Origin of the sequence: Intrasporangium sp. (assembly GCF_035280925.1) — a bacterium.
GTDB lineage: Bacteria > Actinomycetota > Actinomycetes > Actinomycetales > Dermatophilaceae > Intrasporangium.
In genome coordinates, this window is sequence record NZ_DATEEY010000015.1 from 43,096 (window position 1) to 55,843 (window position 12,748).

The window sequence follows — 12,748 nt, forward strand, 5'->3', positions numbered from 1 at the left end:
TCGGCTGGGAGTCGGCTGGGAGTCGGCTAGGAGTCGGCGGGGTTGACGAGGCCGAGGCCCAGGTCGACCATCCGGACGAGCCGGGGAACGAGTGCCTCGATGGCGCTGCGGGGCAGGTCCCGGAGCGGCCCCTCGATGGCGAGCATGGCGAGGCCGTGGACCGCGGACCAGGCCAGCAGCTCGGCGCCCTCCCGCTGACCGGGGGGCAGCGCGCCCGTCTCCAGCATCTCGTCGAGCTGGTCGGACAGGAGCTGGAAGGGCGTCCGGCCGCCGGCGCCTGCCGCGTCGGCCGACGCGGCCCTGCTCAGGTCGGTCGGCACCGCGAACGCCGTGCGGAACAGGCCCGGCTCGGTCAGGGCGAAACGCAGGTAGCCGACTCCGACGGCCCGGAACCGCGCCCGCGCCTGTGCCCGAGGGTCGCCACCGTCTTCCACCTCGGCCATCGCCTGCTCGATGACGTCGGCTGCGCGCCCCTGTGCGAGGGAGACGACGTCGTCGAGGAGGTCATCGCGGTCGGCGAAGTGCCGGTAGGCGGCGTTGGCGGACACGCCCACCCGGCGCGTGGCCTCTCGCAGCACGACCGCGTCCGGCCCGCCCTCGCGGGCCAGCTCGAGCCCGGCCTCCAGCAGGGCCCGGCGCAGATCCCCGTGGTGGTAGGTCGCACGCGCGATGCTCACCCCCTCATGATGGCCCGCCGCGTGGCGACCTACTTCCGGTCGGCGCCGTGGCGTCGCCCACAACCGCATCTCCGCCCAACGGCGGTCCGCCCGCGCGGCTGGTGGGGCAGAGTAGGGCGCGACAGCGACCCACCGCCCGAGGGGACCGATGGACTTCCTGGCCTACGCACTTGCGACCGTCGTCAACGTCGCCGTCGTCGCGGTGGTCACCCGTCGCCTGCTTGGGGTGCCGGTCGGGTGGCCGCGCACGATCATCGTCAGCCTGACGATGATCAGCGTGGGGACCGGCCTGCTCAACTGGATCAGCACGGCCCTGAACCTCGACCTGCGGCCCACGGGTCCGTCCGTGGCCGCGACGGGGGCCATCGTCATCCTGGCGACGGCCTGGCTTCTCGCCGCCCAGGTCATGGTGCTCGCGATCCTCGAGGCCATGGTCCCCACGGGCACCCTGCCCGGCCCGATCTCGCTGCTTCGTTCGCTGCCGACCAGGCGGAGGCGGGCGGCGCGCTACACAGCCATTGTCCGCATCGCCGCTGCGCATGGCCTCGGCGCCTACCTCCGCCCGACGCGCACCGGCACTGACGTGCCCGACTCCAAGGTGGCCCGGTCGCTGCGCGAGGCTCTGACCGACGGTGGGGTCACCTTCATCAAGCTCGGCCAGATGCTCTCGTCGCGACCGGACCTGCTGCCCGAGGCCTACGTCCGGGAGCTGTCGCAGCTGCAGAGCAACGTGCCGCCGGCCGCGTGGCCGAGGGTCCGCGCTGTGCTCGAGCGCGAGCTCGATCGGCCCATCGACGAGGTCTTCGAGCACATCGACGACGTTCCTGTGGCGGCGGCGTCCGTCGCCCAGGTCCATCTCGCCCGGCTCGTCGGCGGCGAGGAGGTCGTCGTCAAGGTCCAGCGGCCGGATGCCCGTCGACAGGCGCTCGCAGACCTCGACATCGTGCTGCGGCTCGGGGCCTGGCTGGAACGGAGGACGAGCTGGGGCCGGCGCCTCGGTGTCGAGTCCCTGGCCAAGGGGTTCGCGCGCTCGCTCGAGGAGGAGCTGGACTACCGGGTGGAGCTCGGCAACATGCGTGCTGTCGCGGAGGGCGTCTCCCATGCCGGCCGCCCCCGCGTGCACGTTCCTCGTGCGCGCGAGGACCTGTCGTCAGCGCGGGTCATCGTCATGGAGCGGATGCCCGGTCGGTCCGTGTCGGCGGCCGACGAGCTCCTGGGCCGCCTCAGTGCCGCCGAACGACGGTCGATGGCCGAGGACCTGCTCGCTGTGGTGCTCCACCAGGTCGTGGTGACCGGGGTCTTTCACGCCGACCTGCACCCCGGCAACATCTTCGTGTCCGAGGAGGGAGAGCTGGGTCTGCTCGACCTCGGCGCGGTGGGCCGGCTCGACCGGGGCGCCCGCACCTCGATCGGGCTGCTCCTCGCCGCGGTCGACCGCCAGGACTCCCTCGCTGCGGCCGATGCTCTCCTCGACCTGCTCGACCGCGGCGACTACCTCGACGACCGGAAGCTCGAGCGGGAGATCGGACAGCTCATCCTCCGTCACGGCTCGGGGCTGTCGCCCACGGGGAGCGCAGCCCTCTTCGTGGACCTCTTCCGGCTCGTGCTCGACCACGGCTTCGCCGTGCCGTCCCAGGTGGCTGCGGCGTTCCGCGCCCTCGGCTCCCTGGAGGGCAGCCTGCGGATCATCTGCCCCGGGCTGGACCTCGTCGAGGCCGCTCGCCAGCAGGGCCGGGGCCTGGTCACGCAGCGGATCACTCCCGCGGCAGCCCGGGAGACCCTCGAGGCGCAGCTCGCGAACCTGCTGCCCGTCATCCAGCGGCTGCCCCGCCGGATCAACAAGATCACCGAGGACATCGAGGCCGGGCGCCTCACGGTCAACGTCCGTGCCCTCGCAGACCTGCGCGACCGCGCGTTCATCACCGGGATCGTCCACCAGCTCGTCCTGACAGCGCTGGCAGCCGCGTGCGTCCTGGGCGGCATCCTGCTCGTCGCCGCCGAGGGCGGACCAATGATGACCGAGACGGTCCCGCTCAACGCCTTCCTTGGCTTCACCCTGCTGTTCTTCGGCTTCGTCCTCGGCAGCCGAGTCCTCGTCCTCATCTTCCACCAGCACCGGACCACGGCCGACGCCCTCCGTTCCGACTGGACTGCGTGACCCCGCCTGCGGAACAGGAAGTCGTATGCCGCTGAGCGCGCTTGCGCTGGAAGCCAGCTCAGCGGCATACGCCGTGGAAGTGGTAAAGCCCGAGGGCGGTGACGCGTCACAGCCGGGACACGGGTCCAGGGGTGCTGTGCCACCCTTGTGCGCATGACGGTGCCCGAGGCGGTCGCTGCCGCCGCGCGCTCAGCGAGCCGCGTCGTCGTGCTGTCCGGGGCCGGGATGTCGGCGGAGAGTGGGGTGCCGACGTTCCGGGATGCGCAGACCGGGCTCTGGGAGCGGTTCGCGGCAGAGGACCTGGCGACGATGGAGGCCTGGCGCCGGGACCGCGCCTTCGTCCTGGCCTGGTATCTCTGGCGGTTCCGCCTCGCGTCGGAGGTCGAGCCACACGCCGGCCACGTCGCGATCGCTCGGTGGGCCCGGGTGCTCGGCGGCCCGCGCGTCTCGGTGGTGACGCAGAACGTCGACGACCTGCACGAACGGGCCGGCAGCGCCGACGTCGTCCACCTGCACGGGGCGCTGGCGAACTGGCGCTGCGAGGAGTGCGGGACGCCCTACCGGGGTGCGCTCCCGACGGTGGACGAAGGGGCCGACCGGGTTGAGCCGCCGCGGTGTCCCGAGTGCACTGCGGCAGTGCGGCCGGGGGTGGTCTGGTTCGGTGAGCCACTTCCCATGGGCGACTGGTACCAGGCCGTGGCGCTCGTCGAGAAAGCCGACCTCGTCCTCGTCGTGGGGACGTCGGGGATCGTCCACCCTGCCGCCGGGCTGCCCGCCATCGCTCGCGGCTGCGGTGCCGTCGTCGTGGAGGTGAACCCGCTCGAGACCGAGGTGTCCCACATCGCCCATCAGGTGTGGCGCGAGACCGCCGCGGTCGCGATGCCCCGCCTCGTCGCGGAGGCGACCACGCCATGACTCCCACGGTGGTGTCCACCACGTCGCCCCCGGACGGCGCCTCCCCACCAGATCGGTGCCGAGCATCGAGGCAGGGGCCGGGACCGTGCTCGGTCTGCTCGGCTCCGTAACCATCAGCGTCGGTGACGAGGTGTCCTGGTCAGTGTCCGAGTGACACCGCGTGGCCCGGTGGGGTCCGAAACAGGCGTACCGTTACCTACGGAAGCGTAGGTTACGGTAGCGGAGGTTTAGATGGACGAGCACCGGGTCCCGGTCGTCATCCAGGGCGGGATGGGCGTCAACGTGTCGTCCTGGCAGCTGGCCCGAGCCGTCTCGCGGCACGGGCAGCTCGGCGTCGTGTCGGGCACTGCCCTCGACGCGGTGCTGGCGCGCGGCCTCCAGGACGGCGACCCTGGCGGCCACCTGCGACGGGCGCTCGGCGCATTCCCGGACCGGGACATGGCCCAGCGGGCCCTCGACCGCTACTTCATCGCCGGCGGACGTGCACCTGACGTCCCCTACCGTCCCAACCCGACCTTGACGATCAGGCCGAGCCGCGGCGCCGTCGAGCTCTCCGTCCTCGGCAACTTCGCCCATGTGTGGCTCGCGAAGGAGGGGCATGAGGGGCTCGTCGGGATCAACTTCCTCGAGAAGGTCCAGATGGCCACGCCCTCCGCGGCGCTCGGCGCCATGGTCGCCGGCGTCGACTACGTCCTCATGGGTGCGGGCATCCCGCGCGAGATCCCCCAGCTGCTGACGGACCTCGCCGCCGGAAGGGCCGGGACCCTTTCGATCGACGTGCACGAGTCGACGAGGGCCCACACGGGCACGATCGACCCGGTCGAGGTGCTCGGCGCGCACCTGCCGGTGCTGACGCGGCCGCTCTTCCTCGCGATCATCTCCCTGCACAGCCTGGCCGGCTACCTGAACCGGGACCCGTCGATCCGGCCGGACGGCTTTGTCGTGGAAGGGCCCACCGCGGGAGGCCACAGTGCGCCCCCGCGTGGCCGCCTGACGCTCGACGACGCGGGGCAGCCGATCTACAGCGACCGTGACCTCGCGGATCTCGCGGCGATGGCGCGCTTCGGTCTGCCCTTCTGGCTCGCGGGGGCCTACGGCACGCCCGAGCGGGTGGCTGACGCCCTCGAGGCCGGTGCCGCTGGCGTGCAGTGCGGCACGATCTTCGCGCTCTGCACGGAGTCGGGCATCGCTGAACCGTTGCGACGCCAGACCCTGGCCGAGCTCGCCGCCGGCACGTTGGCCGTCCGCAACGACGCGGCCGCCTCACCGACGGGATTCCCGTTCAAGGTCGCCGGCCTCCCGGGCACCCTGGCTGACGAGGAGCTCTATCAGGCGCGGGAGCGGCTCTGCGACCTGTCCTACCTCCGCGAGCCGTTCGAGCGGGCAGATGGGTCGGTGGGCTACCGCTGTGCGGCCGAGCCGATCGACGCCTACGTCCGCAAGGGCGGGACCATCGAGGCCACGGTGGGCCGCAAGTGCCTCTGCAACGCGCTCATGGCGGACGTCGGGCTGGGGCAGCACCGCCGCGACGGCTACGACGAGCTGCCGGCCGTCACCTTGGGACAGGATCTCGAGGGCGCCCGCCGGCTCTTGGCAGATCACCCCGACGGATGGTCGGCCACGCAGGCGGTCGACTGGCTCCTCTCCGGGGACCAGGAACACGTCCGGAGAGTGGCCGCGCCGGTCCAGCAGTCGATTTCCACTGGTGCGTGAGAACTCCCGAGTCATCCCAGCAGGTTCAGAAGGGTGAGGGTCGTCATCCAGTGCCCAGCCACCGTCGACCACCCCTCATCGACCGAGCTTCACAGGTGACTCCTAGCCGCGGGGAGCCGACGTCTGCTGGTAGAGGGCCAGTCGCGGCCGCCCACCGACCAAGCGGTACACGCTCGACATCAAGGCTGTGAACGGCTCCTCCTCACCGCGCACCGCCGCAGCCCGGTAGACGAGCGCGGCTCCCTCGTCGCACAGCGACACCAACCGAGGCCTGTCGACCTCGTAGGAGTCCCACGGCGGACTCTGGTCAAGGCTCTCCACCACCTGCTCGCGGTCGAGCACCATGCCGTTGACGAGCACCATGAGGCCGTCCGCGGTCATGAGCTCACCGTAGAAGGCGCCCCCCTGGCCCTCGCACAGGGACCGCCACCCGGCGTGCTCCACGGCCAGCAGCTCGTCCATCGAGAGGAACGACATGACTGTCAGGGTACCCAAGGACGGGGCCGGCTCACGAGCGGACGCCAGCCCAGCGGCATACGGACAGCATCGCGTATGCCGCTGAGTTCACTTCCAGCGCAAGCCTGCTCGGCTAGGGTTGGCTGAAGAGCTCGCGCACGCACTCGTCGAACATCGCGGTGTGGGCGGTGACGTCAGCGCGCGTCGTGGCGGGCGACATGAGGGCCATGTTGTGGAACGGCGTGAGAAGGATGCCCCGGTTGAGCGCGTAGAGGTGGAGGTACTGCTGCAGCTCGAAGTCGTCGGCGGCGTGCGCCTCCTGCCCGTTCCGTGGTGGCTCGGGAGCGAAGTTGTACTCGGCTCGCGCGCCCAAACGGGTCACGTGCCAGGGCGCTCCGGCGGCGTCGATACCGGCCTGGACGCCGTCCGCCCAGGCGTCCGCCAGCGGGATCATGCCGTCAAAGGCGCCCTGCGTCATGACGTGCTCGAGGGTCGCCCTCATGGCCGCCATCGACAGGCCGTTCCCGGCGAGGGTGCCACCGATGCCGCCCACGTCGATGTCCTCCAGCTCGACCGAACGGGTGATGCGGTCCGCCACGTCCTGGGTGAATCCGAAAGTGCCGCAGGGCACCCCGCCACCGATTGACTTGCCGATGACGAGGAGGTCAGGGTGCAGGTTGTCGCGGCGAGTGATGCCACCGGGGCCGGCGCAGATGGTGTGCGTCTCGTCGTTGATGAGGAGGACGCCGTGCTTCGTCGCCAGCTCGCGGACCGCCTCGTTGTAGCCGTCGTCCGGCAGGACGATCCCGATGTTCGTCAGGGCAGGCTCGACGAGGATGGCCGCCACGTCACCCTCGGCGAGCGCCTTCTCGAGGCCGTCCACGTCGTTGAACTCGACGACGCGGGTCGTCTCCGACGTGTCCACCGGCGGGCCGATGCTGTTGCGGCGGTTGGCCGTTCGTCCGGCGTCGTCGAGCGTCGCGAAGGTCTCGTCGACCGAGCCGTGGTAACAGTGGTTGTGCACGACGATCGTGGGCCGGCCAGTCAGATGCCTGGCATAGCGGATCGCGTGCCGGTTTGCGTCGGTGGCCGTGAGCGTGAACTGCCAGTAGGGCAAGCCGAACCGCTCGGAGAGGCCGGTCGAGACGGCGATCGCGTCCTCGGTCGGGAGCATCGTCGTGATCCCGCGGGCGAGCTGGGCGGTCACGGCCTCCACGGTTGGCGCTGGCGAGTGCCCCATCATCGCGCCGGTGTCGCCCAGGCAGAGATCGATGTGGTCGATCCCGTCGACGCACGTGAAGTGCGCACCCGCGGCCTGCTCGACGAAGACGGGAAACTCTCCCGGCCACTTCACCATCCAGCACATCGGCACCCCTCCCGGCAGATGCGCTCGGGCGCGCTCGGCGAGGGCGGCGGATCGCGGGCGGGCCGCCCGGAACGAGGCGAGCTCACGCCCGTGCAGCTGGGCGAGGCGGGCGCGGTCGATGGTGACGCGGTCGATGGTGGCGCGTTCGGGCATGGCCCCATCGTGCACAGTCGCCGACCGCATACGGAAGGGGTCGTTTCAACAGCCCGACGCCACTGATTCCGAAGGTCATCCCCCCTTGAAGTCTGAGATCGGTGAACCTACCCATCGTCAACTCGACCGAATCGGGGCATACTGCGGCTCATGCCCCCGTCGGCTTCGTCGCATTACCGAGAGCTCAGCCTGTGGCACGACACCACGCCGGATGACCTGACTCCGAGGCCGGCCCTCGGCGGCGACGTCGACGCCGATGTCGTGGTCATCGGGGCCGGGTACACCGGGCTGTGGACCGCCTTCCACCTCGCCGTGGCCGATCCCACGATGCGGATCGTCGTCATCGACAAGGAGATTGCGGGCTACGGGGCATCAGGGCGCAACGGGGGCTGGTGCTCCGCGTTGTTCCCGACCTCGCTGCGACGGATGGCGGTCGAACGCGGCCGGGAGGCGTCAGTACGGATGCAGCGCCTCCTCAACGACACCGTCCCCGAGGTCGGCCGCATCGCCGCGGTCGAGGGCATCGACTGCCACTTCGACCAGGGCGGGTCGCTGTCCGTGGCGCGCAACGCGGCCCAGCTCGAGCGGCTCCGGAGCCAGGTCGCCGACTATGCAGCCTGGGGGTTCGGCGAGGAGGACCACCAGCTCCTGGACGCGGACGGCGTGCAGGAGATCGCGGCCGTCGACGGGGCCCTCGGCGGCGCCTGGACCCCGCACTGTGCCGCGATCCACCCTGCTCGGCTCGTGCGCGGGCTCGCGGACGCCGTCGAGAGACGGGGGGCGACGATCTACGAGCAGACAGAGGCCGTGGACGTGCACAGCCGCCGGGTGATCACGCCGCACGGGACGGTTCGCGCCGAGCACGTCGTACTCGCGACGGAGGGGTACACCGCGACCGTCGCCGGACGACGCAGGAGCCTGGCTCCGGTCTACTCCCTCATGACGGCAACCGAGCCGCTGGCTGACGACGTGTGGGAGCAGATCGGGCTCCGGGAGCGGTCGACCTTCGCCGACAACCGGCACCTGGTCATCTACGGCCAGCGCACCCGCGACGGTCGCATCGCGTTCGGGGGCCGCGGCGCGCCCTACCACTACGCGTCCAAGGTGTCGCCGGCCTACGAACGGGACGAGCGCGTCCACACGATGCTCCGCCGGATCCTCGTCGAGCTCTTCCCGATGCTTCGCGACGTGGAGTTCACGCACTGCTGGGGTGGCAACCTCGGTGTGCCGCGTGACTGGTACCCAGCCGTGCGCCATGACCGACGCACGGGACTCGCCTTCGCCGGCGGCTACGTCGGGGACGGCGTCGCAACCGCCGCGCTCGCCGGCCGCACGCTCGCCGCGATGATCCGCGACGACGACCCCGAGGACCTCACGTCGCTCCCGTGGGCGGGACGGACGTCCCGACAGTGGGAGCCGGAGCCGCTGCGGTGGCTCGGCGTCAATGCCGTCACCGCGCTCATGGGCTCCGCCGATCGATCGGAGCGCCGCTCCGGGCGACCGTCTCGCGCGGCCGCCGCGTTCTGGAGCGCGATGGGCCAGTAGCCACCACCGACCGATCGAGTGAACAGCTTTTGGGGAGAGAACGACCCCGAAGCTGTTCACTCGATCGCGTGGTGCGCCCCGAAGCTGTTCACTCGATCGCGTGGTGGGCCCCGAAGCTGTTCACTCGATCACGTGGTGGGCCCCGAAGCTGTTCACCCGATCACGGCATTGACGAAGGCGCCCGCCACGAGAACGGGCACGTGGTCGCTCTCGTCCACCTCCGCGGCGATGCGGACGTCGTCGCCGAAGCCCCCGTCGATCAGCTCGCGTCCGCTCGCGCAGGCCTCGAGCGACGGGCCAACCCGGTCCGCGACCCACGACCACGCAGCCAGCGCAACGGCCGCCTCCGCGCTGAGCAGCATGGGCCCGGCCCGGTGCTCGAGCCTCGAGACGATGGCGTCGACCACGGCGCCGGCGCCCCAGAGGTCCTCGACCGCGGGCCGCAGCGTGCCGTCCGGCCACCGTTCCCCGGCCGGCACGATGACGACCGCCGGATCGCCGAGCGGCCCTTCACGGCCGGCCGCGGCCGCCAGGGCATCGAGCCGCTTGATCACCCAGCCTGCCACCGCGGTGCGGTTCCGGAGCGACCCAGCCGCGACGACAGCACCGGCGCGGTCGAGCAGGGCGCTGATCGTCGACCCGTTGGGAGACGGCAGGACGAGGCGCTGCACCGACCCGCCCGACTCCCGGATCGACCTCGGGGACAGGCTCATCCCGCCCTGCGCGGCCGCTGCCCGGCGACCAAGTGCGAGCACGGCGTCGTGTCCGCGAGCGAACTCCGCCACCGAGTCGTCCTGCCACCGGTACGGCCACACCGTCATCCCCCCGTCGACGGCGACGGACACGGCAGTCGTGAAGCTCAGCACGTCGACGACGACCGCGACGACGGGACCGCGCTCAGCGGCATACGACACCAACGACTCGGCCCCGACGGGACCCCACTCGACACGGATCGTGCCGTCGTCCTGACTCCAGCAGTCACGCACGGGCGTCCAGCTCCTTGACCAGGCGGGCGTCCAGCTCCTTGACCAGGCGGGCGGGCGCGGTGAGCCGGTAGGAGGCGTCGACGAGCTCGCCGACCTCGTCCCAGTCGACCCGGTCCACAGCGCCCACGACGTGGAAGCTCAAACCCAGCCAGCCGGAGGGTCCGAAGTAGGCCGGCACGAAGAAGGGCTCCCGCTCGAGCAGCGCCTCCCGCTCGCTGGCGTCGGGCAGGAAGAGCAGCGAGCTGCGCGCGAGGGGAGAGAAGTGGTCGCCCTTCAGCGAGCCGCCGAAGGTGGCGAAGACCTTGCGGGTGAAGAAGTTCGGGCGACCGTGCGAGATCTTCTCGTCGGCGCCCGGGAAGGCAAGACAGATCTCCCGAACGCGAGCGAGGTAGGGATCCCTCTCGTCGAACATCAGTGGATGCGACATGGCCCCAACGCTATGTGAGGCTCAGGCGCTGCAGACGCCGCCACAGCCGCCCGGACCGCATCCGCCACAGCCTCCCGCCGCCATGGCCGGCTCGCGGTCCTCGTCCTTGCTCGCCCATGCCTGCGCGAGGGCCTGCTCGAAGACCTCCATGGGCTGGGCGCCGGGGACCCCGTAGCGGCGGTCGAGGACGAAGAACGGCACGCTCGTGATGCCGAGCATCTTGGCGGTCGCCTCGTCGCTGCGGACGTGGTTGCCGTAGTCGTCCGACTCGAGCACGTCCCGGACGGCCTCGGGGTCGAGTCCGACCTCGGCGGCGAGGGCCACGAGGGTGTCGCGGTCGCCGATGGCGCGGCCCTCGCTGAAGTAGGCGCGCAGGAGGCGCTCGTGGGTGCGGCCGGCGAGGGCCTGGCCGCCCACATCGGCAGCCAGGTGGACGAGCCGGTGCGCGTCGAAGGTGTTGCCGGATCGGGCGGCCTGCCAGTTGAGCTCGAGACCCACCTCGGCGGCCTGCGCGGCGAGGCCCTCGTGCTGGGCCACTGCCTCCTTTCGCGACGTGCCGTACTTGGCCGCGATGAGCCCGGGCAGGTCGTGCTCGGAGACCGGGTCCGCGGTGCGGTCCAGCTCGAAGCTGTGCCACTGGACCTCCACCTCGTCGCGGTGCTCGAACCGCTCGAGCGCCTCCTCGAAGCGGCGGCGCCCGAGGTAGCAGTACGGGCACACGATGTCGGTCCAGATGTCGATCCTCACAACTCGACAACGTAGCGTTTTCGCGATCCACCCACACGCCGGGACCACCGGTGAGACGCTGTTGACGCAGGCGAACGTCAGGGGTCGCGGCACGTCGAAGAGTTCCGTCACGATGGAGGCACGTGGGGCGCCGGGCCACGCGAGCCATCGGTCAATCGCACTGGGTGGTGACCGAGATGAAAGAGTTCCGCAATGAGGTGCGTCGACCGCTGGGCCGGCGAGCATTCATCAAGGCAGCGGGTGTGGCGGGGGCCGGTTTCGTCCTCTACGCCTACGCGCCGGGAGGCACGAAACGGGCGGTTGCCGCCATACCCGGCGACACGCTCGACCCGGCCGGTGTGCAGAAGTTCGTCACGCCGCTGCTCATCCCGCCCGTCATGCCACGGGCGGGGACGATCAGGGCGAAGGGCGGCAAGCCGATCGACTACTACGAGATCTCGGTGAAGCAGTTCTCGCAGCAGATCCTCCCGGCCGGGATGCCCGCCACCACGGTCTGGGGCTACGGCGCCATCGCGTCAGCGAGCAAGAGGGGTCTGCTGGTCCACAACGCGCCGTCGTTGACCATCGAGACGACGTGGAACCGGCCCGTGCGGATCAAGTGGATCAACGACCTGGTGGACCAGTCGGGTGGGTATCTACCCCACCTGCTGCCCGTGGACCCGACCCTGCACTGGGCGAACCCGCCCGGCGGCACGACCGGTCGTGACTCACGGCCCACTTTCGACTCGACACCCGATGCGTACACCGGGCCGGTGCCGATCATCACGCACGTCCACGGTGCTGTCGGGGTCGGTGACGAGAGCGACGGCTACGCGGAGGCGTGGTACCTGCCGGCGGCGAACAACCTCTCCTCGGGGTATGCGACGGAAGGCACGTGGTACGACTTCTTCAAGGGCAAGGCCGCGGCCAGCTACGGCGCTACCTGGGGTCCGGGGTTCGCCATCTTCCAGTACCCGAACAACCAGCGCGAGTCGACCCTCTGGTACCACGACCACACGCTGGGCATGACTCGCCTCAACGTGTATGCCGGCCCGGCGGGCTTCTTCCTCGTCCGGGGTGGCCCCGAGGGCGACAAGGCCATCCTCGACAGCCGCTCCGGCGCCACCGCGGTGCTGCCCGGCCCGGCGCCGATGGAGGGAGATGCCTTCCCCTCCAACAAGACGTACCACGAGATCCCGATCGCCATCCAGGACCGGGCCTTCAACGACGACGGGTCGCTGTTCTACCCCGACAGTCGTGAGTACTTCGACGGCGCCACCGCCGAGGACCCCGGGTTCATTCCCGACACCGACCTGTCGCCGATGTGGAACCCCGAGTTCTTCGGCAACACGATCATGGTCAACGGCAACACCTGGCCGTACCAGACGGTCGAGCAGCGGCGGTACCGTCTCCGGTTCCTCAACGGCTGCCAGTCCCGGTTCCTCATCCTCGACTTCAGCTCGATCCCGGGCGTGCAGGTCTGGACCATCGGGAACGAGGGCGGCTTCCTGGCCGCACCGGTCAACCTCACGGCGGACAACCGCAACCAACTCCTCATGGGGCTCGCGGAGCGGGCGGACCTCATCGTCGACTTCACCGATGTCCCCGTGGGCAGCCATGTCCTGG

At 70.7% G+C, this 12,748-nt stretch carries 11 protein-coding genes; 5 read left to right on the forward strand and 6 right to left on the reverse strand.

From position 1 onward, the window contains the following. Positions 1–26: 26 nt before the first annotated feature. Positions 27–677: a TetR/AcrR family transcriptional regulator gene (locus tag VJN29_RS01675; RefSeq protein WP_324141726.1), complete on the reverse strand. Its 651-nt coding sequence runs from the start codon at positions 675–677 to the stop codon at positions 27–29. 148 nt (positions 678–825) lie between these two features. Between VJN29_RS01675 and VJN29_RS01680 the strand changes: the two genes are divergently transcribed. The 3 genes from VJN29_RS01680 to VJN29_RS01690 all read left to right on the forward strand — a co-directional run bounded on the left by VJN29_RS01680 (position 826) and on the right by VJN29_RS01690 (position 5,463). Next, a complete protein-coding gene (locus VJN29_RS01680; RefSeq protein ID WP_324141727.1) occupies positions 826–2,835 on the forward strand; it encodes an ABC1 kinase family protein in 2,010 nt (669 codons plus the stop codon). Between the two features lie 153 nt (positions 2,836–2,988). Then, positions 2,989–3,750: an NAD-dependent deacylase gene (locus tag VJN29_RS01685; RefSeq protein ID WP_324141728.1), complete on the forward strand. Its 762-nt coding sequence runs from the start codon at positions 2,989–2,991 to the stop codon at positions 3,748–3,750. A 231-nt stretch (positions 3,751–3,981) separates the two neighbouring features. After that, positions 3,982–5,463 carry a nitronate monooxygenase gene (locus VJN29_RS01690; protein WP_324141729.1) on the forward strand — a complete coding sequence of 494 codons (1,482 nt, stop codon included), beginning with the start codon at positions 3,982–3,984 and terminating at the stop codon, positions 5,461–5,463. Positions 5,464–5,565: 102 nt separating this feature from the next. Here VJN29_RS01690 and VJN29_RS01695 read toward each other — a convergent pair whose 3' ends face one another. Both VJN29_RS01695 and VJN29_RS01700 read right to left on the reverse strand, forming a co-directional pair. Next, the gene (locus tag VJN29_RS01695) at positions 5,566–5,940 is read right to left on the reverse strand and encodes a nuclear transport factor 2 family protein (RefSeq protein ID WP_324141730.1); all 375 of its coding nucleotides are present in this window, start codon (positions 5,938–5,940) and stop codon (positions 5,566–5,568) included. 112 nt (positions 5,941–6,052) lie between these two features. Further along, on the reverse strand, positions 6,053–7,438 hold the full coding sequence (locus VJN29_RS01700) for an aspartate aminotransferase family protein (protein WP_324141731.1): 1,386 nt from the start codon (positions 7,436–7,438) through the stop codon (positions 6,053–6,055). A 150-nt stretch (positions 7,439–7,588) separates the two neighbouring features. Here VJN29_RS01700 and VJN29_RS01705 point away from each other — a divergent pair, with 150 nt between their 5' ends. After that, positions 7,589–8,983, forward strand: a complete 1,395-nt coding sequence (locus tag VJN29_RS01705; RefSeq protein ID WP_324141732.1) for an FAD-dependent oxidoreductase — start codon at positions 7,589–7,591, stop codon at positions 8,981–8,983. Positions 8,984–9,135: 152 nt separating this feature from the next. Here the strand turns inward: VJN29_RS01705 and VJN29_RS01710 are convergent, their stop codons facing one another. Genes VJN29_RS01710 through VJN29_RS01720 form a run of 3 tightly spaced genes read right to left on the reverse strand, consistent with a single transcriptional unit; the run spans position 9,136 to position 11,143 of the window. After that, complete coding sequence (locus VJN29_RS01710; RefSeq protein WP_324141733.1) at positions 9,136–9,969, reverse strand: 2-phosphosulfolactate phosphatase; 834 nt, start codon at positions 9,967–9,969, stop codon at positions 9,136–9,138. After that, a complete protein-coding gene (locus VJN29_RS01715) occupies positions 9,962–10,396 on the reverse strand; it encodes an MmcQ/YjbR family DNA-binding protein (RefSeq protein WP_324141734.1) in 435 nt (144 codons plus the stop codon). Before VJN29_RS01715 ends, VJN29_RS01710 begins: the two co-directional genes overlap by 8 nt. Positions 10,397–10,417: 21 nt before the next feature. After that, positions 10,418–11,143 carry a DsbA family oxidoreductase gene (locus VJN29_RS01720; RefSeq protein ID WP_324141735.1) on the reverse strand — a complete coding sequence of 242 codons (726 nt, stop codon included), beginning with the start codon at positions 11,141–11,143 and terminating at the stop codon, positions 10,418–10,420. Positions 11,144–11,319: 176 nt separating this feature from the next. Here VJN29_RS01720 and VJN29_RS01725 point away from each other — a divergent pair. Next, positions 11,320–12,748 (forward strand): bilirubin oxidase (locus tag VJN29_RS01725; RefSeq protein WP_324141736.1); only part of this gene is annotated, 1,429 nt, incomplete at its 3' end.